The 22,807-nt window shown below is 56.8% G+C and carries 21 protein-coding genes; 12 read left to right on the forward strand and 9 right to left on the reverse strand.

Going from position 1 to position 22,807, the window contains the following annotated elements; all coding sequences use genetic code 11:
* Positions 1-50: 50 nt before the first annotated feature.
* Positions 51-539, forward strand: a complete 489-nt coding sequence (locus E5201_RS07400) for a pentapeptide repeat-containing protein (RefSeq protein ID WP_140985422.1) — start codon at positions 51-53, stop codon at positions 537-539.
* A 1-nt stretch (position 540) separates the two neighbouring features.
* Here the strand turns inward: E5201_RS07400 and E5201_RS07405 are convergent, their stop codons facing one another.
* Positions 541-792 carry a hypothetical protein gene (locus tag E5201_RS07405; RefSeq protein ID WP_140985423.1) on the reverse strand — a complete coding sequence of 84 codons (252 nt, stop codon included), beginning with the start codon at positions 790-792 and terminating at the stop codon, positions 541-543.
* Positions 793-930: 138 nt separating this feature from the next.
* Here E5201_RS07405 and aqpZ point away from each other — a divergent pair, with 138 nt between their 5' ends.
* From aqpZ to E5201_RS07425, 4 genes are all read left to right on the forward strand, one after another.
* Positions 931-1,617 carry an aquaporin Z gene (aqpZ, locus tag E5201_RS07410; RefSeq protein WP_140985424.1) on the forward strand — a complete coding sequence of 229 codons (687 nt, stop codon included), beginning with the start codon at positions 931-933 and terminating at the stop codon, positions 1,615-1,617.
* Positions 1,618-1,743: 126 nt separating this feature from the next.
* Positions 1,744-1,983 (forward strand): hypothetical protein, encoded by a 240-nt coding sequence (locus E5201_RS07415; protein ID WP_140985425.1) that lies wholly within the window; start codon positions 1,744-1,746, stop codon positions 1,981-1,983.
* Between the two features lie 67 nt (positions 1,984-2,050).
* On the forward strand, positions 2,051-3,088 hold the full coding sequence (locus tag E5201_RS07420; protein WP_140985426.1) for a hypothetical protein: 1,038 nt from the start codon (positions 2,051-2,053) through the stop codon (positions 3,086-3,088).
* A 40-nt stretch (positions 3,089-3,128) separates the two neighbouring features.
* The gene (locus tag E5201_RS07425) at positions 3,129-3,644 is read left to right on the forward strand and encodes a c-type cytochrome (protein ID WP_246050468.1); all 516 of its coding nucleotides are present in this window, start codon (positions 3,129-3,131) and stop codon (positions 3,642-3,644) included.
* A 140-nt stretch (positions 3,645-3,784) separates the two neighbouring features.
* Here the strand turns inward: E5201_RS07425 and E5201_RS07430 are convergent, their stop codons facing one another.
* The 4 genes from E5201_RS07430 to E5201_RS07445 form a co-directional block, all read right to left on the reverse strand.
* Positions 3,785-4,567, reverse strand: coding sequence for a DUF481 domain-containing protein (locus tag E5201_RS07430; protein WP_140985427.1), 783 nt, complete (start codon positions 4,565-4,567; stop codon positions 3,785-3,787).
* A gap of 22 nt (positions 4,568-4,589) precedes the next feature.
* Positions 4,590-5,081 carry an NfeD family protein gene (locus E5201_RS07435; protein WP_140985428.1) on the reverse strand — a complete coding sequence of 164 codons (492 nt, stop codon included), beginning with the start codon at positions 5,079-5,081 and terminating at the stop codon, positions 4,590-4,592.
* Positions 5,082-5,104: 23 nt separating this feature from the next.
* Positions 5,105-6,043: an SPFH domain-containing protein gene (locus E5201_RS07440; protein WP_140985429.1), complete on the reverse strand. Its 939-nt coding sequence runs from the start codon at positions 6,041-6,043 to the stop codon at positions 5,105-5,107.
* A gap of 83 nt (positions 6,044-6,126) precedes the next feature.
* Complete coding sequence (locus E5201_RS07445) at positions 6,127-6,540, reverse strand: NUDIX hydrolase (RefSeq protein WP_140985430.1); 414 nt, start codon at positions 6,538-6,540, stop codon at positions 6,127-6,129.
* Between the two features lie 78 nt (positions 6,541-6,618).
* Between E5201_RS07445 and E5201_RS07450 the strand changes: the two genes are divergently transcribed.
* Positions 6,619-8,049: an FAD-binding oxidoreductase gene (locus E5201_RS07450; RefSeq protein WP_140985431.1), complete on the forward strand. Its 1,431-nt coding sequence runs from the start codon at positions 6,619-6,621 to the stop codon at positions 8,047-8,049.
* Positions 8,050-8,118: 69 nt separating this feature from the next.
* Here the strand turns inward: E5201_RS07450 and E5201_RS07455 are convergent, their stop codons facing one another.
* Both E5201_RS07455 and E5201_RS07460 read right to left on the reverse strand, forming a co-directional pair.
* The gene (locus E5201_RS07455; protein WP_140985432.1) at positions 8,119-8,925 is read right to left on the reverse strand and encodes a response regulator; all 807 of its coding nucleotides are present in this window, start codon (positions 8,923-8,925) and stop codon (positions 8,119-8,121) included.
* 171 nt (positions 8,926-9,096) lie between these two features.
* Positions 9,097-9,882, reverse strand: coding sequence for a response regulator (locus E5201_RS07460; RefSeq protein WP_140985433.1), 786 nt, complete (start codon positions 9,880-9,882; stop codon positions 9,097-9,099).
* Between the two features lie 147 nt (positions 9,883-10,029).
* Here E5201_RS07460 and yaaA point away from each other — a divergent pair, with 147 nt between their 5' ends.
* The 6 genes from yaaA (at position 10,030) to E5201_RS07490 (ending at position 21,468) form a co-directional block, all read left to right on the forward strand.
* Complete coding sequence (gene yaaA, locus E5201_RS07465; protein ID WP_140985434.1) at positions 10,030-10,797, forward strand: peroxide stress protein YaaA; 768 nt, start codon at positions 10,030-10,032, stop codon at positions 10,795-10,797.
* Positions 10,798-10,900: 103 nt separating this feature from the next.
* Positions 10,901-12,250: a dicarboxylate/amino acid:cation symporter gene (locus E5201_RS07470; protein ID WP_140985435.1), complete on the forward strand. Its 1,350-nt coding sequence runs from the start codon at positions 10,901-10,903 to the stop codon at positions 12,248-12,250.
* A 282-nt stretch (positions 12,251-12,532) separates the two neighbouring features.
* The gene (gene alr, locus E5201_RS07475; protein WP_140985436.1) at positions 12,533-13,672 is read left to right on the forward strand and encodes an alanine racemase; all 1,140 of its coding nucleotides are present in this window, start codon (positions 12,533-12,535) and stop codon (positions 13,670-13,672) included.
* A complete protein-coding gene (locus tag E5201_RS07480; protein WP_140985437.1) occupies positions 13,669-14,916 on the forward strand; it encodes a D-amino acid dehydrogenase in 1,248 nt (415 codons plus the stop codon). Before alr ends, E5201_RS07480 begins: the two co-directional genes overlap by 4 nt.
* Before the next feature lie 142 nt (positions 14,917-15,058).
* The gene (locus tag E5201_RS07485) at positions 15,059-17,227 is read left to right on the forward strand and encodes an autotransporter assembly complex protein TamA (RefSeq protein WP_219993577.1); all 2,169 of its coding nucleotides are present in this window, start codon (positions 15,059-15,061) and stop codon (positions 17,225-17,227) included.
* A 2-nt stretch (positions 17,228-17,229) separates the two neighbouring features.
* Entirely contained in the window at positions 17,230-21,468 is a 4,239-nt protein-coding gene (locus tag E5201_RS07490) for a translocation/assembly module TamB domain-containing protein (protein ID WP_140985438.1), read from the forward strand.
* Positions 21,469-21,527: 59 nt separating this feature from the next.
* Here the strand turns inward: E5201_RS07490 and E5201_RS07495 are convergent, their stop codons facing one another.
* On the reverse strand, positions 21,528-22,286 hold the full coding sequence (locus tag E5201_RS07495; protein ID WP_140985439.1) for a tetratricopeptide repeat protein: 759 nt from the start codon (positions 22,284-22,286) through the stop codon (positions 21,528-21,530).
* An 11-nt stretch (positions 22,287-22,297) separates the two neighbouring features.
* Positions 22,298-22,759, reverse strand: a complete 462-nt coding sequence (locus tag E5201_RS07500; RefSeq protein WP_140985440.1) for a hypothetical protein — start codon at positions 22,757-22,759, stop codon at positions 22,298-22,300.
* Positions 22,760-22,807 lie beyond the last annotated feature (48 nt).

A 22,807-nucleotide genomic window follows, 5' to 3' on the forward strand; every position in this document is an offset into this window, starting at 1 on the left:
AGGCGCAGAATTTGCTTATAGTCGGGCAGATTATTGCAAGGTGTCCCAAGATGAAACCCATTGTTCTGGCTATTGCCCTTATCGCCGCGGCGACCACGCCCGCTCTGGCCCAGAATGCCGCACAGATCAACAAGGCGCGCGGCGGCTCAAGCTGCGCGGGCTGCAATCTGTTTCAGGCTGATTTCTCAAACCGCACCTTAAGCGGCAAAAACTTTTCCGGCGCACGTCTGCGTCAGGCTGATCTGAGCCTCGGCACCTTCAACCGCAGCAATTTTTCCGGTGGTGACCTGAGGGACGTCAATGCCTTTGGCGGTCTGTTTTCCAATGCAAACTTTGCCAATGCCAACCTGACTAATGCCAGCTTTGTCGGCACCTATCTTGAGGGCGCAAACTTTTCCGGCGCGAACCTCAGAGGTGTGAACTTCTCAGGTGCCGAGATGGGTTCGGCACGCGGCATCACCCAGTCCCAGATGGATCAGGCCTGCGGCGACCGCTCCACCATTGCTCCGCGCGGCATCCGCATTCCGGTGTGCCAATAGGCTAGACATCACCGCCATCCGTATCATTATCCGAAGAATCATCCCGATCGCGCTTGCGCCCGTAATCGGGATCGATCCATGTGTTCTCATGCCTTTTGTCTCTGGGTTTCCCCATGCTGTATAAAAGCAGCAAAAAAGGCATGAGCAATATCAGACTGGCAATAAGCAAAGGCCCAAAATCCACATCCGTAAGTGTTTGCGGCCCGCATCCCGTGAGGCCGCCTAAGGCCGAAACAACAGCTATCAATCGCATCCCATCCCCCTCCCGTCATTTCAGTTTCCTTGCGCATTATTTGGACAAGTACGCGCTCAGGTGTAGCATGGAAGGCAGGCTCACCCAATGGGTGAGTCGCATCCAATCATCCTGAGGATGACAAACGGGAGGAAATACATGATCAAGAAACTTAGCGCCGAAGCCTTCGGCACATTCTGGCTTGTTTTCGGCGGCGCAGGCAGTGCCGTACTGGCGGCGGGTTTTCCTGAACTGGGGATTGGCTTTGTTGGTGTGTCGCTGGCCTTCGGTCTGACGGTTCTGACGGCGGCCTATGCACTGGGCGGCATATCCGGCGGTCATTTTAATCCGGCGGTATCACTGGGTCTGGCGGTTGCCGGAAAATTCAGTTGGAGAGACCTTATCCCCTATTGGGTCGCTCAGGTGGTCGGCGGCCTTATTGCCGGTGGGGTTCTGTATCTGATTGCCACAGGTAAGGCAGACGCCAGCATCGGCGGCTTTGCCACCAACGGCTATGGTGACTTGTCACCGGGCGGCTTTTCATTGACCGCTGTACTGATTGCCGAGGTTGTATTAACGGCCTTTTTTCTGATTATCATTCTGGGGGCCACCTCTGCGCGAGTACCGGCAGGCTTTGCGCCGATTGCCATTGGTCTGGCGCTGACCCTTATTCACCTGATTTCCATTCCGGTGTCCAATACCTCGGTCAATCCGGCCCGCTCAACGGGGGTCGCCTTCTTTGCTGAAACTGCCGCCGTGCCGCAATTGTGGGTCTTCTGGCTCGCGCCGCTGATCGGTGCCGCAATCGGGGGCATAATCTATAAGCTTCTGTGGGATAAGGCCTGATCCCTTCCGGTTTTTACAGAAGGCGTCTCCGTTTACCGGAGACGCTTTTTTTATGGGCTGCGACCTTACGCCCATTGTCATTTAGCCCGGTCAGCATACACTTGTGCCTGTCCACAGGAGGTCAAAATGGCTAAAATTAATTTTCGTCTGATTGACAACAATACGGGCGAAGAGGTTAGCGCCTCAGATGATTTCGCCTTTGCGGTCGTGCCCGCTCTTCAGCATCACATCAACGATCCCGAACTGATCGAGCGCTATGGTGGCCCAGCCATTGTCCAGAAAGTTGTCGAAACCGGCAATAGCTATGACATCTATATAGACGGGACCGAACAACATATGAATACAGGTGATGCGGATGGCGACTGACGTTTCGCCCATAGGCACGACTCAGTTTCAGCGCTAGTCTCATAGCGCTGTCACCAAGGGGGTCATTATGGGGTTCAAATCTGCCTGTATTGTGTTTGCACTTGCCGCCATATCCTTTACGGGTCCGGGCGCTCAGGCCGCACCCCCGCCTGAAGTGGTCGCGGAGGCCATAGACCTTTATTTCGGCGATTACGATTATTCCGATCCCGAAGACGCCGCCTATGCGCCCCGTCCTGCGCCCAATCAGGCCGATATATGGCTCAGGCAAAAGGTTCTACGGACGGTAAATCTGACCGGTGGCGCCAAGCCTGACTGGATGATAGATGTCGAACGCGCGCCCAGCGGCAGCCTGTGTGGCACCGGCGGTTGTCCTTTACAGATATGGGCCGCGGACGACAGCGGCAGCTACCGGCAGATATTTGCCGATCAGATCGGCTTTTATAAGCTCAAACCGATCAAGGGTGAAAAGCACCAGTGGCTAGAGGTCAATCTGCACGGCACAGCCTGCGGCAGCTTTGGGGCCGACCCTTGTGCCTACGGATTTGAGTGGTCGCCTCAAAACCGGATCATCACCGGGTCCTTCCGATTTACGAAAACCCCTGTTGTGCGACCGGCACCTCTGCCTCAGGGGCATTACTGGGACGAAACCCAAGCCGATATAACCCCGCCGGATCTGATTGCCTTCCTCAGGCAGCAGCAACAGATATGTGTGGCCCAAGGCGGCGTTTATGACGGTCAGGCCGTTATCAATCGCACCCCCGACCTGAATGGTGACGGCATTGCTGACTGGAGCCTTGATGCCACAATGGCCTATTGCTATCGCGTAGAGCCGGTCACAGAAGATACCTCTGATGATGACTGCAATCGCCTTGCCTGCGTTAATCGTCTTTATCTGTCGCGTAGGGAAGATGACCGCGTGACATGGCATGAGGGGCCGGAACTGGGGACAACACCCTATGGCTATGAACTGCACCCCAACGGCACGGTCAGGGTCGTCAAGGTTGTGGCCAATGAAAAGGCCACGGACGACAATCCCTATGGCTGCGACACTTTTACGCTGCGCGATTGTCAGCTTGAGACGCTTAACCTCTCGCCAAGTCTTTAGGACTCTAGTAGACCCTTGGCTGCACCTGAAGGAGGCGACTATGCGCAGGATTATGTCTTTAACCGTTGTCACAGGCCTTATGTTCGGACTGGTCGCCTGTGGTTCGGAGCCTTCTGGGCCGACGGGTTCGCAACCCGCTGCCACGCCGCCGGCCCCTGCCGTAGCCCCCGTTCCTGCGGGCCTTTCGGTTGAGGAAAAGGCTGAGCTTCAGGCCGCCCTGCCCGCTCCCTATAACACTGCCGATCTGGCTGACGGTCAGAAGCAGTGGAACAAGTGCCGCGCCTGTCATACGCTGGTGCCGGGCGGTGCCAATATGGTCGGCCCCAATCTCTATGGCGTGTTTGGTAAGGTGGCAGGTACCCACGAAGGCTATACTTATTCAGAGCCGATGAAGGCCTATGCCAAGACCTGGGACTTTGCCACGCTGGATGCCTATCTGACCAAGCCCTCCGCCGAAGTGCCCGGCACCAAGATGGGCTTTATCGGCATAAAGGATGAGCAGCAGCGCCACAATCTGATTGCCTGGCTTAAGATTGAGACAACGCCAAAGCCTTAAGAGACTGTCTCAAAAGGTCATTTTCTGGCCTGCAAAGCCGCATCTTCTGCGCTTCCGATGCTCACGTACCTATGTACGCTGTGCTTCGGTTCTCGAAGACACGTCTTTTCGCCACAGACTCCAACCTCCTGAAACAGTCTCTAAAACGCTTTCCATAGCGACAGAGCTGCGCCACTCACCTCAGGGACATTTTTTCCATAGAGTGTCTGGCGGGCGCTCAGTTGCAGATTGAGGTCATTTTCAGGCCCAAAGGCGCGGACAACACTCAGTTCGCCATTGACCCATACGGCCTGAAAATTGTCTTCAATATCGGTCCGGCCATCAAAAACCTGCGCCAGAACCATCCATTTTTCATTCGGCTTGAGCCCCAGCGTGACATCGCCGCGCCACTGATCGGCATCGTGGCTGCGCATACGTCGCGCCAGTTGAATATCAACAAAGGACGGTATGCCCCTGAACGTGAAATTACGCCCCAGATAGCCCCTGAGCTCGATATCTGTACTGTCGGGGCGTCCGTCCTCAAAGGCGTTGCGCCGCCCCTGCCCCAGCCCTTCGGCGCTGATGCCCAGACTGAGGACCGTTTTCTCTGTGCGGAGGAAATTATAGCGGGCCCCGATTTCCACGGAACCCAGCCCGGAAAAAGACTCCCACTCGGTCTGGTAATCCTGAAAATTGACCTTGCCCGTCAGGCTGATGCGCTCGGTCAGGCCATAGTCAACGAAAACAGACACTGACTTTTCTTCCCAGCCATCCAGTTCAACACCGCGATTGCCCTGCGCGTCATAGGCCTGAGTGGCTCTGGCCAGTTCGGCGCGGCTGATGACCTGTATGTGGCCGATTTCCTGAGGCCATGCGCCCGCAACACCCTGCGCCGGAAACCCTCCGGCGCATATTACCACACATAATCGTAAAAATGATCTCATGAGCCCCCCTCGCAAAACCGAATCAGGCCGGTTTTACGAAAAGTCTGCCCTCATAAACCTTAACAACCTTCACCTTGGCTTCAGGCAGTATGGGGGCCTGATCGTTAGAGGCATGTTCGTAGACCGCAGGCCATTCAACCCCATCCAGAATGACCCGTCCGATATTTTCGTGCCCGCTGATGTCATCAAAGGCTTCGATGACAATGGCCTCACGACCTACCAGCCGTAAGTGGCTGTCATTAATATCGGGCACCGGATCCTTGACCTTGAGATAGCGCTTGGCAAGCACCGCCAGTCCCATGGTCAGGACGAAAAATACGACGATCTGCACAAACAAGTTGGGCAGACCTGTCAGGGTCAACAGAGCCACTACCCCCGCAGCCGCCGCCGGCCACAACAGCCACTGCGTACCAATAAGGGCTTCAAACCCCAATATGACACCACAGATAACCAGCCAGACCCAAAAGGCCTGAAAGCCTGCAGGGTGGGCAAACAACAGATCAATCACAGTCATACGTGTCTCCCCCGTTCAAGGGTTTATCGGGTCTTGCGTGTGGCGTCGCCGTTCTCACTGACGGATTTGATCAGTTCTGCCACACCACCGACCGTACCGGCCAATGACGCCAGATCGGCAGGCAGGATAAGGGTTTTTGTGTTGTTAGAACTCGCGAACTTGCCAAAGGCTTCGACATATTTTTGGGCGACGAAGTAATTGATGGCCTTGGTGTCACCTGACGCAATGGCATCAGACACCATCTGGGTGGCCTTGGCTTCGGCTTCTGCTGAACGTTCACGCGCCTCAGCGTCGCGGAAGGCGGCTTCCTTACGGCCCTCAGCCTCAAGGACGGCAGCCTGCTTCTGACCTTCGGCGCGGGTAATCGCTGCCTGACGGTCACCGTCAGCCTCAATGATCTGAGCGCGGCGTTCACGTTCGGCCTTCATCTGACGGGCCATGGCATCGGTAATATCCAGCGGTGGACGCAGATCCTTGATCTCGATACGCGCCGCCTTGACGCCCCACGGGGAAGTCGCCTGATCAATAACGGTCAACAGGCGCGTATTGATCGAATCGCGCTGCGACAGTACTTCGTCCAGTTCCATGGAGCCGACAACCGTTCTGAGGTTGGTCATGGCCAGCTGCGTGATGGCATGGTTCAGATTATCAACGCGATAAGCGGCAGCGGCGGCGTCAAACACCTGAATGAATACGATACCATCAACGCGTACCACGGCGTTATCCTTGGTGATCACGTCCTGCTGAGGCACGTCAAAGACCTGCTCCATCATATTGACCTTCTTGCCGATCGTTTCAACAAACGGAGTCAGGAAAGAAATGCCGGGCTTAAGGGTGCGCGTATAGCGGCCAAAGCGTTCGACGGTAAATTCACGGCCCTGCGGCACAATCTTGACGATGCTGGAGACAATAAAGAACAACAGCACCAGCAATATGACGATAAAGGTCGAGAAAATTTCCATAAGCGCAGCCCCTTGAATGCGTAGTATTGATTTAATCAGGTCACCTTAATGTATTTCACCAAGGTCACCACTTAAATTATTCGTCATTTTTGCGACAGGGTGCGGGCACGACGGATCACATCCTTCAGGTCAGGTTCAATCATCAGAGCCTCGGCCTCATCAAAACTGACAAAGCGTGCCTCTGAGGCGTCGTCGGCCGCCTGCGGTTCGCCCTCAATATATTCCGCCAGATAATCCACCAGCACGTAATGAAACCCCTCCTCAATCAGTTCATAGACCTGAATGAGGCGACCTATTCTGGCCGTACAGCCGGTTTCTTCATGAAGCTCGCGCAAGGCGGCGTCATGCAGGGTTTCGCCAAACTCCAGTTTGCCGCCGGGAATGGACCAGTGCCCCTGTCTGGGGGGCCTGCCGCGACGGATCAGCAGGACGTTATCGTCACGTATACAGACAACGCCGACACAAACCTTGGGCGTACCTGTATTAGGGGCTTGCATTGATGACCTCCCTCACTTAACGAAACCGAAAACCCTCCTTAGCACCCTTTCCAGATTGTTCACCCCAGATTGGTTACCATGAGCCAGCCCGTTTTCGCCGAAGTTCCCCCTGTTGCCGCTGAAGTGATCGCTCAGATCAAGGCCGTGGTCGGTGACGCCGGATGGTCAGACGATGAACTGCGCGTCACGGCCAAGCTTACGGAATGGCGCGGCAAGTGGAAGGGCACCACGCCCCTGCTCGTTTTGCCGAAGACAACCGAGGAAGTCTCGGCGGTGGTGAAGATTTGCTACGAAAACGGTGTGGCTATCACCCCTCAGGGCGGCAATACCGGTCTTGTAGGCGGTCAGATTCCGTTTGGCGAAATCCTCATTTCGCTTGAGCGTATGCGCACCATTCGTGATGTCGCGCCGACGGATGACACCATGGTGCTCGAAACCGGCATTACGCTTTTGGAAGCGCAGGAAATCGCTGAAAAAGCCAACCGCTATTTCCCCCTGTCTCTGGCTGCCGAAGGCACAGCCACGGTCGGTGGTGTGATCTCGACCAATGCCGGTGGTACGGCGGTGCTGCGTTATGGGGTGACCCGCGATCTGGTGTCGGGCCTTGAGGTGGTGCTGCCCAACGGTGAGATTTTCAACGGCCTGAAGCGTCTTCGCAAGGACAATACCGGCTATGACCTCAAGCAGTTGTTTATCGGTGCCGAGGGCACGCTTGGCATCATCACCGCTGCCTCGCTCAAGCTGTTTCCGATCATGAACTCGCGCAGCGTGGCCATTGTCGGCTTCGACAGCGCCCAGAAAGCCATCGATCTTCTGGGACGCGCCAAGCAGGAAACCGGCGGTCAGGTCGAGGCCTTTGAGCTGATGGGCCGGTATGGTCTGTCACTGGTGCTTAAAAATATCCCTGACACCCGTGAACCGCTGGAGGGCGAATATCCCTGGTATGCCTTGATTGAGGTTGCTTCCGGCGATCCGGACGGAGCCGAGGCCTCGATGGAGCGCCTGCTGACAGCGGCCTTTGAGGAAGAGCTGATCCTCGATGCCGCCATTGCGCAAAATGAAACGCAGGCCGAGGCCTTCTGGCGTCTGCGCGAGGAACATTCGGCGGCTGAAAAGGTTGAAGGGGCCGCATGGAAGCACGATATATCCGTGCCCCTGTCGCAAATGGCCGACTACATCGAAAAAGGCGCGGCAGCCGTTGAGGCCTTCCTGCCCGGTGCGCGTCTGGTGACGTTTGGCCATGTCGGTGACGGCAATGTCCACTTCAATGTCATCGTGCCCGAAGGCATGGATGCGGCCACCTTCAATGACCTGCGCGATGCCGGTGCCAAGGTCGTGCATGATCTGGTCAATGAATATAACGGCTCGATTTCTGCAGAGCATGGTCTGGGCCGTATGAAAACGGCGGAAGCGCTTCTGTACAAAGATCCGACTGCGGTTGCCGCCATGCAGGCCGTTCGCGCCGCGCTTGATCCGAAGCGCATCATGAATCCGCACGTTCTGTTCTAAACCGGATACGCGCGTCGGTTTTTTTGATGCGCTAACGCTTCGCTCTTTGAGCGCAAGGCGCGAAAAAAATCAGGTGCCAGCCACCTCAGCGGCCTTGGCCTGAATCTTGTCGCGCGATACCGTCGCCATGGCATTCAGCAACTCAGGCATGACAAAGGGCTTGGGTAATAATATCTCAGCCCCGACTTCCTTGGCGGCTGCCAGAACATGCATGGCCCCGATCTTGTCATCAATGCCCTGAGACATGGCAACGGTGCGTATGTGCGGGAAATCCTTGCGTATCTGAGCGATGCCTTCGACGCCGCCAATACCCGGTATAAGAATGGCCGTCAGAACGGCGTCTATCAGCCCGAGATTGTGATCGAAAAAGGCGTCTTCCATATTATCGGCGACAGAGACCTTATAGCCGACCTGTTTCAGCACCGCCGCCAGATGGTTACGCAGGTCAATATCCGGATCAATCACCAGCACATGAAATTCGGTGCGACGCGCCCGATGATAGGCGTTGGTTTCCTGAAGCAGGTTCTTAAGCCTGTCCGGATGCAGCGGCTTGGTGATCATAAAATCAGCCCCTGCCGCCTTAGCGGTTTCCTGCGCCGCCTTTAGCGCCTTGGCCCCTTGCCAGGCATGGGCCATGATCGCCAGAGGCGTATCCGACGCCTGTCCCTTGATGGCGTCGATGTGGCTGATAATGTTTTGCCCGTCGACATAGGAATCGAACATCAGAAGGTGGAAGCGACTGTTTCGTAACAGTTTAAGGGCCATATCCTGATTGAAGCTCAGAACAGATGTCCAGTTTTGCTGCCCCAGCAGACGCGAAACGGTTCGTGCCTGTTCGCGGTCACTATCAAGGACAAGTACGCTGCCCAAACTCATATATTGCGGCCCCCTGTCCTGTACCGCTTGCCGAAATTGGCATTATTGGTTTTTCCGTGACGGATCGGCGTTCTTAGTTGCTCCGATATGCCCGTCAGGACTATCCTGTGAATAACACTGTATCCTGAGAGTGTTAACGAGTCGAAAAGCGCATAATCGGCCACAAATCCCTTATGCCGCCAGATATTTTTCAGCCATAACCACCTCAACCAGTATGGTCAGGTCCGAAGCGGTGAACGGCTTGGGCAACTGGGCATTGGCCCCAATATGACGCGCCGCCGACAGGGCCTGGGTGTGGTTGACCTTTTGCTCAATACCGGCAGACATGGCGATGACACTGACCTCGGGCCAGGTCGAACGAATGATCTGTATCCCCTCGATGCCGCCCATGCCCGGCATGAAAATATCGGTGATAACAATGTCGACATGGGCAATGTCTATACGCTCAAAAGCCTCTTCCATACTGCGGGCCTCGGACACACGATATCCCTTTGCGGCCAAGGCCATACCGGCCAGTTTGCGCACCACGCGACAGTCATCAACGACAAGCACATGCGTAGGCTTGATCGGCGCACCGCGCATGCGGATAGCTTCCTCAAGGATGATGCGCATGTCATCCGGCGTGAACGGCTTTTGCAGCACGAAATCCGCCTGAGCGCGTCTGGCGGCATTGAGCGTTTCGTTCAGCGCGGAACCGCCTGCGCCGCCTGCGGTCATAATGGCCACAGGTACGCCCGGTGCCAGTTGACGTATCTCAGGCATGTGCATCAGCGTGTTGCCGCCTTCGACATAGACATCAAGCAATAAAAGGTCGACCTGACAGGACCTTAGGGTAGAAAAAGCCATCTTGTGGTCAAAGCTCAGAACGCTTGACCACTGACAATTTTCCAGCATCTTTGATATCAATTGCGCCTGAACACGGCTATCTTCCAGTACGAGTACTGTACCCCTTGACATATGTTTCGCCCCATCTTTTGACGTAACATAGGTCTCTGAGGTTAGTTTCTGGTTAAAATCGATACGAATGATGCAAAAACGTCTTTAAATTCATCATACAACTAAACACCTGATCTGCCTGACCTTTTTTAAAATAGTGCAAAACACATGCTTATCCTCCTGTCCCCTGCCAAGTCACTTAACGAAGCCCCTGTTTCTAAAGACATTTCCACCAGTGCACCCCGTCTGGGGAAAGAGACAGAAACCCTGCTAAAAGTGACAAAAAAGCTGAAATCAGCCGATTTAAAGGCGTTGATGGGGATATCTGACAATCTGGCCGAACTGAACCGCGCACGCTTTGCCCATTTCGACGATCAGGCGGTGACACCGGCGGCCATGTTGTTTGACGGAGATGTCTATACGGGTCTGAAAGCCCGCGAACTGGATGCCGCAGGTCTGGACTTCGCCCAGCAGCATGTGCGGATATTATCCGGTCTTTATGGCGTCCTGCGACCGCTGGATGCGATCCGGCCCTATCGTCTGGAGATGGGGACATCTTTGAAGACAACTAAAGGTAACAGCCTCTATGCCTTCTGGGGCGAGCGCATCGCCACACAACTCAGCGAAGATGCCAAATCTGCCGGTACGGATACGGTGCTCAACCTCGCCAGTCAGGAATATGCCCGCGCCGCCCTGACCAAGGGCCTTAAGCTCAAGGTGGTGAATGTCAAATTCCTTGAGATCAAGGGCGACAAGACGCAGATGATTTCCTTTTTTGCCAAAAAGGCGCGCGGCCTGATGGCGCGTTATGTCATCGACAATCGTATTACCGATCCCGAAGCGGCTAAGGGCTTTGATTACGAAGGCTATCGCTTCGTGCCGGAAGCGTCAGATGACAGGCAGTGGATCTTCTCACGCAAGCATCCGAACGCCTGACCGGTAAAATTGTGCGCAGGCACGCTTTTTACCCCTCCCCCTCTCGACGCGCCAGAACCGCTCAGGCAGTATCGTGGCCCAAGTCTCAATACGGAGTCCCCCTATGATCCGCTGGTGGTTTGCCATTCCCCTTTGGGGACGCGTCTTTATGGCACTGGTGGCCGGTATTGTACTCGGTCTGGGGCTTCAGGCCGGTCTGAAAGCATGGGGCCTGCATATCGGTATCGCGCCGGATCAGGCGCAGGCCGTGGCGGCAGGCTGGATCAAGACCTGGCTTGGCCCGTTTGGTGACCTGTTTATCCGCCTGTTGCGCATGATCATTGTGCCGCTGATTATGACCACGCTGGTGGCCGGTATTGTGCAACTGGGTGATCCGAAACGTCTGGGGACGGTCGGGGTAAAAACCCTGCTGCTCTATGTGGTCATGACCCTGATTGCCGTCAGTATCGGTCTGACCTTTGGGACGGTTCTTCAACCCGGCAGCGGTCTGGTGCTGACGGATGTCGGTGCCGGTGCGGTGGCTTTTGAGCCAATGACCATATCCGAGCGACTTCTGGCTATTGTGCCGCAAAATCCGGTCGAAGCCATGGTTAAGGGCGATGTCTTATCGCTCATCTTCTTTTCGATCCTGTTCGGCATCGGTATCATCCTGTGTGGCCCGTCAGCCATACCGGTAGCCGATGTGTTTACCGCCGCCTCCGAGGCCATTCTGAAGGTCACCCAGATCGTCATGGAGTTTGCGCCTTTGGGGGTTTTTGCCCTTATGGCCTATACGGTCGCCAGTCAGGGCATTGAGATTTTTGCCTCGGTCTTCAAGCTGATCGCCTGTGTCTATCTGGCGCTGATCACCTATATGCTTCTGGTCTATGGGGGCATTATCAAGCTGTGGCTGAAACTGCCGCTGTGGCGCTTTTTCTTTGGCATGGCCGATGCGCAGGCCGTGGCCTATTCCACCGCCTCAAGTTCCGCCGCCCTGCCCGTCACCATGAACTGCACCACGCAGAAGCTGGGGGTGCCACAATCGATTGCCGGTTCAACCCTGCCGCTCGGGGCCGTCATCAACATGGATGGTACAGCGCTATATCAGGGCATACTGGCCTGCTTTGCCGCTCAGGCCTTTGGCTACCACTTGGGGCCAGCGGAATATGCCATCATTCTTGTGACCGCGTCGCTGGTGTCGATCGGCACGGCCAGCATCCCGTCGGCCTCACTGTTCCTCATGGCCATTGTCATGTCGACCTTTGGCGTCACGCCCGAACAGGTGGCGATGATCCTTGCCTTTGTCCTGCCGGTTGACCGGATCATGGACATGGCCCGCACCACCGTCAATGTGGCTTCCGATGCGGTGGTGGCGCTGGCGGTCGCCAAGACCGAAGGTGAGTTCGATTCGGAAATCTATATGGGGACAAAGGTTTATGAGCCCACGGCACGTGAGCGCGATGACCTTGTCTGAGGGGCGGTAAATTCCGTCATTTTCACGCTTAAATTTGCCGCTTAAGCAGATAATCTGAAAAAATAAGGCGTAAAATGCCGTAACTTACGACTGTTTCAGGCGTAGGATGGCTCCGAATATGTGCGGCGACTAAAGGCGGATGGCGAGTCTGGCTTGCTTTCGGAAGAAAGTAAGTTACCCCACCACCCCGATCCTCACGGATCGCGGTCCCCCTCCCCATTAAAATGGGGAGGTATATCCCTGAAGAGTCACCCACGCCTTGTGCGACAATGGAATACGGCTATGAGTCTTAAAACGCCAGATGGATTACCCGCTGAATTAAATGGCGGTGCCGGGGGATATCTCGGTATCGATCTGGGGGCTTTGCGCGACAATTACATAGCCCTGTCAGAACGTGCCGCGCCTGCGAAAACCAGTGCGGTCGTCAAGGCCAATGCCTACGGTCTGGGGGCGTCGGAAGTGACACGCACCCTCTATGAGGCCGGTTGCCGCGATTTCTTTGTCGCCATCGCCCGTGAAGCCTTCGATTTGCATCCTTTGCTGGCGGATGATGTTCATATTTATATCCTCAACGGCCTGCTGCCCGGATCGGAAACGCTTTGTGCTGAACATGGATTTATTCCCGTGCTCAACAGCCCACAGCAGATTGAAAACTGGGCAAACGCCGCGCGGGATACCGGCAAGTTCCTGCCTGCGGTTTTACAGTTTGATACCGGCATGTCGCGGCTTGGTTTGTCACCAGATGAGGCCCACGCTCTGGCCGAAAGCCCTGACGTCCTCAAATATTTCGATCTGCGCTATCTGATGAGCCATCTGGCCTGTGCCGACGAACCGGACAATCCGGCAAACGATGCGCAGTTGAGTGTGCTTGGCGAAATGACGGCCCTGTTTCCGGACGTGCCGGTCTGTTTTGCCAATTCCGGCGGGATTTTTATGGGGGGTGATTATCGTCAGGCGCTCGTCCGGCCGGGCATTGCGCTTTATGGCGGCGCCCCCAACGCAGAGCGGCCCTCACCCATGAAGCCGGTCATAAGCCTGCATGTCGCCGTTATCCAGACCCGCACGGTACCCGCGGGGACGCAAATCGGCTATGGCGGTACGGCGACGGCTGAAACGGAAATGCGTCTGGCAACCCTGTCGGCGGGCTATGCCGATGGCCTGCCGCGCGCCCTGAGCAATAGGGGCAGCGTCTGGTTTAATGGCATCAGGCTGCCGATTACAGGCCGGGTATCAATGGACAGCATCATTGTTGATATCAGCGCCCTGCCCGAAGGTGCGCTGGGCATAGGGGATTATGTCGAAGTGATCGGGCCGCATCAGAGCCTTGATGAACTGGCGGCGGATGCCGGTACGATTGCCTATGAGATACTGACCGGACTGGGGCGACGTTATCAGCGTCAGTACAGCGGAGGGGTGTCATGAAGGTCGTTGTCTTAGGGGCCGGTGTTACCGGTGTGACCTCGGCCTGGTATCTGGCCAAGGCCGGTCATGAGGTCACCGTGCTTGAGCGCGAGGCAGGCCCCGCCCTGCAAACGAGTTTCGCCAATGCCGGTGAACTGTCCTACGGCTATTCGTCTCCCTGGGCGGCGCCGGATGTGCCGCTTAAGGCCATACGCTGGCTGTTCATGAAGCGGGCCCCGCTGATACTTCGTCCGACGCTTGATCCACGCACTCTGGGCTGGCTGTTGCAGATGCTCGGCAACTGTACGGCAGGCCGTTATGCCGTCAATAAAGACCGGATGGTGCGCATTGCCGACTATTCGCGGGATTGCCACAGAGCCTTACGCGAGGAAACCGGTATTCAGTTCGACCATCGCGCCTTAGGGACGCTTGAGGTTTTCCGCACCCAGAGGCAATTCGATCATATGGCGAAGGACACGGAGGTCCTGCGTCAGCGGGGTGTGCCGTTTGAAATCCTTGATGCCGATGGCTGTTTGCAAGCCGAACCCGGCATTGCCAAAGACAAGCTTGTCGGTGGCCTGCGTTTGCCGGAAGATGAGACCGGCGATTGCTTTATGTTCACCAATGCGCTGGCGGAAAAAGCCGTGGAACGGGGTGTGTCGTTTCGTTACGGCGTCGATATTCACCGGTTCAAAACGGAAAGCGGGCGCATCAGGGCGATTGAGACCTCGGAAGGCGATATAGAGGCCGATGTCTTTGTCGGCTGTATGGGGAGTTATACGCCGCGCCTGATCAGGCCTTTGGGGCTCAGGCTGCCGGTCTATCCGGTCAAGGGCTATTCCCTGACGGCACCGGTGCTGAATGAGGCGCGTGCGCCGGTATCAACCGTCATGGATGAGGCGCACAAGGTAGCCATGACCCGTCTCGGGCAAAGGGTGCGCGTGGGCGGCATGGCTGAAATTGCCGGTTTCAGCCATGATCTGCCGAAGGCGCGCACCGATACCTTAAGTTATGTCGTCAATGATCTGTTTGAAGGCGCGGCGGACCTGTCAGCGGGGGAATACTGGACGGGATTGCGTCCCATGACGCCTGACGGTACGCCGGTGATTGGTCGCACGGCTTATGATAACCTTTATCTTAATACCGGCCACGGCACGCTGGGCTGGACCATGTCCTGCGGTTCGGGGCGGGTCTTAAGTGATCTGGTGAGCGGTCAGACACCTGAGATCGAGACCGCTGACCTGAGTTTGGCGCGCTATAGTTAGATAATTTAAGGGCGTTGCGGCGGGTCAGGCTTGCAATTCCCATCATTTTTTTATTTGACCTCAGACCCTATCCGTCCTTTTTCAGAGGTGGATGTAAAGAATCCAGTTAAGTTTCGGGCTGAACTCATCAGGTAATATCATCTTGCGCGCGTATATACTGGCCTGTCTGATCGTTTCCGCCCTGTCTCCGGCAGGGGCACAGTCGCAATCGGCGTCGCCACTGGACGTTACTAATTCCGGGACTGATTCCGGGGCGGTTACCGATGCCGAGCCGGAAACCCCGATCCTTGATGACGAAAGCTTTGAGGCGGCACTTCCCGATCTGGAGCCGGAAACGGATCTGGTGACAGATGATGGGCTTGACACCACCCCTTCGCCGGTCGATGCGCTTTTGCCACCGACAGATGAGACTACCGCCGAATTAACTGATCTTGAATTACCTGAAGCGCCGCCACTCAGTGATCCGGCGCTTGAGGCCGCCCTGCCGCCGCTTGAGACCTATGACCTGACGGCGGCACCGGACGCCGAGGTCGTGGCCAATAATGATTCTGATACGCCGCCGCCGGTCCGGTATGACACGCGCTTCGAAGGTTTTCATGCCACTCATATCGACCGTGCCTTCAAAGACCTTAGTGTTCTGAGGGATGGCAAGGGTACGGCAGGTAATCTGAGCCAGCTTCGCGCCCGTTTACAGGAAGATGAAATTCTGGCGCTGCGGTTGCTGAAATCGCATGGCTATTATGATGCTGTGGTTCGTTCGCGCATCGACCTGCCGAGTGCCGATAATCCCGAAAGCCGCGCAACGGCGGTCATTTCGGTCGTCCCCGGCGAAATCTACACGCTGTCGTCTATCGCTATTGAGGCTGATCCGACCGAGCCGCCCACTCTGATCCGTGACGCCTTGCCGCTAAATCCGGGGGACGCCATTGATGCCGATCTCATCAAATCCGCCGAGGCCAATGTCACCCTGACCCTGCCGCAGCAGGGCTATCCGTTTGCGCAACTGGGGCTGAGGGATGTGGTGATCGATCCACAGACCCGTAAGGGTGACTATACGCTGCCGGTCACCACCGGCCCGCGCAGCCGCTTTAATGGCATAAGGCTGGAGGGTGATCCGGTTTTCAAGGCCGATCATATTCGCACCTTAAGCCGGTTTGAGAGCGGCGATCTTTATGATGTGCGCATGGTCGATGACCTGCGGGAAGCCATGACCGCCACCGGCCTGTTTGCCTCGGTCGGGGTTGAGCCGGAATTGTCGGGTGAAACCGCCGAAGATGGTACGGCCTATGTCACGCTTAAGGTGACGCAGAATGCCGGTAAGCCGCGCACGCTGGCGGGTGATATCGGTTTCTCGACCGGTCAGGGTCTGCGGACTGAAGTCAGATGGACGCACAGAAACCGTTTCCCGCCTGAGGGTGCGGTGATCTTCAGCGCCGTGGTGGGGACGCAGGAACAGGGGCTTGGGGCGTCTTTCCGTCGCTCAAATGCCAAGCGTCGTGACCGCACGGTGCAGGCGGGCCTCAGCTTTGCCAATCAGACCTATGATTCCTATGAGGCCATGACACTGTCGCTGAGTGGCAGTGTGTCTCGCGTCTCTACGCCCCTTTGGCAGAAGAAATGGACCTGGAGCTATGGGGCGGAAATTCTGGCGACGCAGGAAAAAGCCTTTGACCTGAATACGACGCAGAACCTGCGCGACAACTATTTCTATGCCTCGCTGCCGACCAAAATTGGCTATGATGTCACCAATGACCTGCTTAATCCGTCGCGTGGTTTCCGTGCCGGTGTGCAGGCAACGCCGTTTGTCTCATTGAGTGGCGGAGGCGGCAATTTCTTCGTTAATGTCGGTGACATCAGCTATTACCGCGAGGTATCTCCGCAACTGGTTCTGGCGACTCGCGCCCGACTTGGGTCGATCTATGGAGCTGATCTGACAGCGATTGCGCCATCGCGGAGGCTCTATGCCGGTGGCGGTGGTTCGGTGCGCGGCTTCGGCTATCAGGAGCTTGGCCCGCGTGACATCAATAATGACCCGACCGGCGGGCGCAGTGCCGTCGAACTGGCGTTCGAAGTGCGTTATCGCTTCAAGGATTTTCTGGGCGGTAACTTAGGCATTGTGCCATTTGTTGATGCCGGTCAGGTCTATCACGCCGAATTCCCCGAATTTTCAGACATCCGCTTCGGGGTCGGCATCGGGGCGCGTTATTACACCAATTTCGGCCCCTTGCGCGTCGATATTGCCACCCCCATCAGCCGCCGTGACGGGGAATCACCGGTATCGCTTTATGTCGGTATAGGACAGGCTTTCTGATCATGACCGATAACGACACCTTGACCCCTGTTCCCCCCGCCTCTGGCCCTGAAGACGATCTGCCCGCGCCGAAGCGTGAGCCGGAAAAAAAGCCGAAAAAGCGCTTTCCGGTGAAAAAAGCGTTTATGTGGGGCGGCGGGATTGTGGGTGGGCTTCTGGGGCTGACGGCTATCGGGCTTGTGGCGCTGGATACGGCACCGGGCAAGCGCTTCATCGTCAATATGGTCGCGTCGCAAAAGCCAGCCAATGGCCTGAAGATCGCGGTCGGGCGCATAGACGGGTCGATCTATGGCGACATGACCGTGCGTGATCTGAAGCTGTCCGATCCGCGCGGGGTGTTTTTTCAATCCAAAGCCATAAGGCTCGACTGGCGGCCCTTTGCGCTGGTGGGCAAGCATGTCGATGTTCGCGAGTTATCGTCGGATCGCGTGGAATTATTGCGTCTGCCCGAACTGATTGCCTCGGAAAAGAAAGAGTCCGAACCGTTTAAGCTGCCGGATATTCGCATTGATGCGCAAAAGGTCGAGATCAAACAGATATATCTCGGCCAAGCGGTGACCGGTGAAGCCCAGACCCTGACGCTTAACGGCCACGCGCACCTTAAGAAAGGCCGCGCTCAGATTGACGCCGCCCTTAACGGGGACCGCGGGGATCGCGCCGTACTGAAACTCGATGCTGCGCCCGATGATAACCGGCTTGATCTGTCGGCGCGTATTAACGCGCCTGCTGACGGGGCCATTGTGCCGCTTCTGAAGCTTGAGGCCCCGCTGAATGCCTCGCTTGAGGGCAAGGGTGACTGGAAGCGCTGGGATGGTAAGCTTCTCGGCACTCTGGGGGAACAGTCTCTGGCGGACCTGACGCTGACGGCGCGTGATGGCCTGTTTGGCGTCAAGGGCATTGCCCATCCCGACCGTATTCTGGGGCCGTCGATGCAGGCGCTGTTTGCACCGGCTCTGGCCATAGACTTATCGACTACCTTCAAGGATCGCCGTGCCGATGGTCAGGTGTCACTGGCGTCCGACGGTCTGAGACTGGCGGCCAAAGGCGCGGTCGATCTGGGGAAAAGCCGTTTCGACAAACTGACGCTTCGGGCCGATGTCCTCAAGCCCGCCACGATCACCAAGGGCCTTAATGGCAATGATGTCTCGGCTGATTTTTATCTCGATGGCCCGTTCAAACGCCCGCTGATTGATTACAAGATCGATGCGAAGACCATCGGCTTTAATGACATCGTCGTGCACGAACTGCATGCCGAAGGCCGCTCACGCATTGATGGTGACCATGTCAAAATTCCGGTCAAAGCGCGTGCCAAACATATTACGGGTCTCAATGCCGCTGCGGAATCCCTGGTCAGCAATGTCACGATTGACGGTGATTTGGCGCTGGATGGCGATATGCTACTCAGCGATAATCTTAGGATACGTTCGGACAAGATCAATGCCACGGCCATTGTGATCGCTGATCTGGGCGAAGGCATCTATCAGGGGGCCTTGAAAGGCCGCATTAATCAATACTTGATTGATGGCATAGGCATTGTGAATCTTGTGATCGATGCCGATCTGAAGACCCTTCCGGGGGGCGGCTTTGGTCTGGTGGGCAAGGTCGATGGCCAGACCGTGCGCATCGATAATTCGGGCCTTGCCGGTTTCCTTGGAGGGAATGCGAAGTTCTCCGGTGCGGTCAATACCGCCGCCAATGGTGACATTATTCTGCAACGACTGACGCTCAATGCGCCGGATTTCAGACTCACTTCGGCCAGCGGACGTTATTTCCAGAATGGCAATTTGCGGTTCAATCTGACGGCGCAGTCTGAGGCCTATGGCCCTCTGGCGGCTGAGGTCGGCGGCAATATTAAAGCGCCGACGGCCGTATTGCGTGCCGAGCGTCCGGGGCTGGGGCTTCAGATCGAAAATCTGGTGGCGCGTCTTGAGACCCAGACTAACGGCTATCACGTGACCGCCGAAGGTGAGTCTGCCTATGGTCCGCTTTTGGCTGACGTGCTGGTGCGCACCGGTCAGGGGCCATTGACCATTGATGTCACTCAGGCCCGCGTTGCCGGGATTGATGCCGCAGGCACCATTGTCCAGAGCAATACCGGCCCCTTCACCGGCACCCTGACCCTTACGGGGACGGGTATTAACGGCACGGCCAACCTGCTGGCCTTCGGTGAGGTGCAGGGTGCGAAAATATCAGCCCGTGCCACTAATTTCCGTACACCGGGCGAAACCGAAATCGTCGTCGGTCGCGCCATTATTGAGGCCACGGCCCGACTTGAGGATCAGGCGCTGATTACCGCCGATGTGCAACTGGCGGAAGTCAGCTATCAGGATATGTGGCTGTCTAAAGGCCGTGCGAAAATCGACCTCAAAGGCACCGACGGCACTATCAAGATGGTGGCCAGCGGCGACAAGGGTGCGCCGTTTGATCTGGCGGCCAATGCGCGTCTCAGTGGGGATGTCATCACGGTGGCTGCCAAAGGCGACGCCAGCGGCGTGCCGTTCTCGCTGGAGAAACCGGCCCGCATCGTCAAGCGTGGCGACGACTGGGTGTTGGCCCCGACTGTTCTGGCCACGCCGCGCGGCAAGGTCAATCTGGCCGGGCGTTTCGGTGAGGAACTTAAGGTTCAGGCGCGGTTCGACAGCTTTGATCTGAGCCTCGCCAATATGGTCAGGCCTGATCTGGGCATTAGCGGCACCGCGACGGGCAGCGTCGATTACACCCAGCGAGGCAACGCCTTCCCGACCGGACAGGTGCGCCTGAGCTTTGACAATCTGACCCGCGCCACCGTCGGCAGTATTTCCACGCCCCTTGATATGCAGCTTGAGGCGACGCTCAATGGAGAGCGTACCCGCGCCCGTGGTGTCCTGCGTCAACGGGGTTCAGCCATTGGCCGATTTGACGCCACTATTGCACCGGGTGGTGAAGGGGCGTGGGTTGATCAACTGATGTCAGGCAGCCTGAGCGGCGGCCTGCGCTTTAATGGCCCCGCCTCGGCCCTGTTCTCACTGGCCGGTCTGGCCGATCAGCAGATGAGCGGCAATGTCGCTCTGGCGGCGGATGTCTCAGGGTCGATCAATGCCCCTCGCCTTAATGGACAGGTGCGCGGCAACAACCTGACCTATGAAAACCTGACCTTTGGCACACGCATCCGCCAGATCACACTTGAGGGCCGTTTCAATCAGGATCAGCTTGATCTGCAACGCTTTGATGGACGCGCGGGCGAAGGTACGGTTGAGGCGTCTGGCTTCATCAGTCTGGCGGCTGCCGATGACTTCCCGCTGCGGCTTAATGCCAAGCTGAATAATGCTCGCATCGCCAATTCGGAGGCCATCAGTTCGACCGTTTCCGGGAACCTCGACATCACCAATTCGACACAGGATGGCCCGTGGATCAGGGGCGATCTGCGTCTGCCTGAGTTGCGTTATGAGGTGGTTTTGCAAAGCGCATCGCAGGTGTCCGAGCTTGAGGGCGTGCGCATCCGTGGCGCACAGCCGCCGCGTCAGACCGAAACCCGAAGCGCACCGCAACTTTGGAACCTCGATATACGTATTCGTGCCGATAACCAGATCTTCGTCAATGGCATGGGCCTTGAGTCCGAATGGAAGACGGATATGCGCGTCAGGGGCACGACCGTGACCCCGCGCGTCGCCGGCAATATGACTGTCGTGCGCGGCACCTATGCCTTTGGCGGACGGGAGTTTGATATTGAAAAGGGTGAAATCACCTTTGACGGCGGCAATCTGACCAATCCGAAAATCGAGATACTGGCGACCGCCGAAGTCGATGACATTACCGGAACTATCAATATTGATGGTTTGGCACAGAATCCGCAGATCACCTTTGGTTCCATACCGTCCCTGCCACAGGATGAGGTGCTGGCGCGTATTCTGTTCGGGGAAAGCGTCACCAACCTGTCGGCCACTCAGGCCCTGCAACTGGCGGCGTCACTCAACAGCCTTCAGGGTGGCGGTGGCGGGCTTAATCCGCTGGGCAAGCTCAGGACCGCTACGGGGATTGATCGCCTCAGGGTGCTGGGGGCCGATGATGCGGCGGGGCGCGGTACATCACTGGCGGCGGGTCAGTATCTGACCAATAATATCTATATTGAGATCGTCACCGACGCCAAGGGCTTCACGGCGACGCAGCTTGAGATCGCCCTGTCACGCACCTTGAGTGTGCTGACCCAGACCGGATCGACTTCAGGGACGGCGGTAAATCTCAGATATTCGCGGAATTACTAGCAGGGCCTCAGGCCCTGCACCCGTTAGCCCCGAGGTATAAGGCGTCTTCAATTGCGGGTTTAGAACAGGAAGCGTCTTTTTGCGTTGCGCGGAAGGCGCCTGGCTTCAAATTCGCTTTGGGCAGCGGCCAGTTGTTCCGGCGTCAGGCGAAGCTCTAGCCGTTGCAGGTCCGGTGACGGCGGCAGCGTTTTTTCATCGGCATGGCGCGCATCATGGGCCAGGGCATAGAGCACATAGGCCCTGACCGGATCGGCCTCTATCCCCTCGCCTTTTTCCAGCCGTTCCGCCAGTTCAATCTGCGCCGCCGGATAGTTGCGACCGGCAGCTTTTTCGATCTGTTTTATGCCATCGGCGCAGTTGGCTTCAATGCCGCGCCCTTCGCACAGCAATTGCCCCAGACGGTATTCTGCCGGTGCATATTCCTTAAAGGAAGCCCGCTGTACCCAGATATAGCCTTCGCGGTCATCACGCGGCACACCTTCGCCATTCAGATAATGCTGACCCAGCTGGTACTGGGCTTCGGCATGGCTCTGGGTCGCGGCCTTGGTGTACCATTTGACGGCTTCGGCCTTGTTGATCTCGGTCTGGAAGCCTTCGTCATAGGCGCGCGCCACAAAGACCTGTGAGTTCAGAACCCCCAGTTCGGCATATTCCAGTTCATACTGAAACGCCGTCTTATAGACCTGAACGCCTTTGTATCTCTCATATTGCTGATAGCCCCAGATGCTGAACAGCGCCGTCGGGATGATCACCAGCGTGATTTTCAGCACCGTCATCAGGGGGCGTTTCTTTTTTATGGGTTCGTCCGTCAGGGCCACGTAAAAAGTCCTTATAATGTACCAATGGCCAGAAGCTGCCAGCGGCAGTCAACATAGGCATAGTGCAGTTCCGTCTCATCCGTCGCATGTCCGCGGTGCAGGGTCACTACGGCAAAAACATCGCCGTTGCGCGCCTTGCTGATGACCTTGGAGGCATTACCCGATGTCATGAGGCTGTTCAGGCGCCCCTTACGGCCATTGCAGCTAAACAGATCACAATAGAGACCCTGACGGTTATTCAGTTCGGTGGCAAGGTCGGTCTGGCTTAAGGCGCCGCCTTCGGAACCAATTGTAAGACCGTCAGGGCCGATAAGCGTGAGGAAATCCTGCGTTTGGCCCAAGCGCACAGCGTCACGTGTCTGAGTTATGGCCCTATCAAGCGTGGTTTCAGGCGGCGCACAGCCTTGCGCGGCGCAGCCTTGCGCGATGAATGACACTATCGTGGCTATGGCGATGGTTTTCATACCGTTCATAACATCCGTCCCCTCAGTTATGCGGCATAGTAACCCAACTTGCCCCAT

The sequence above is a fragment of the Asticcacaulis tiandongensis genome, assembly GCF_006475605.1.
Classification (GTDB): domain Bacteria; phylum Pseudomonadota; class Alphaproteobacteria; order Caulobacterales; family Caulobacteraceae; genus Asticcacaulis; species Asticcacaulis tiandongensis.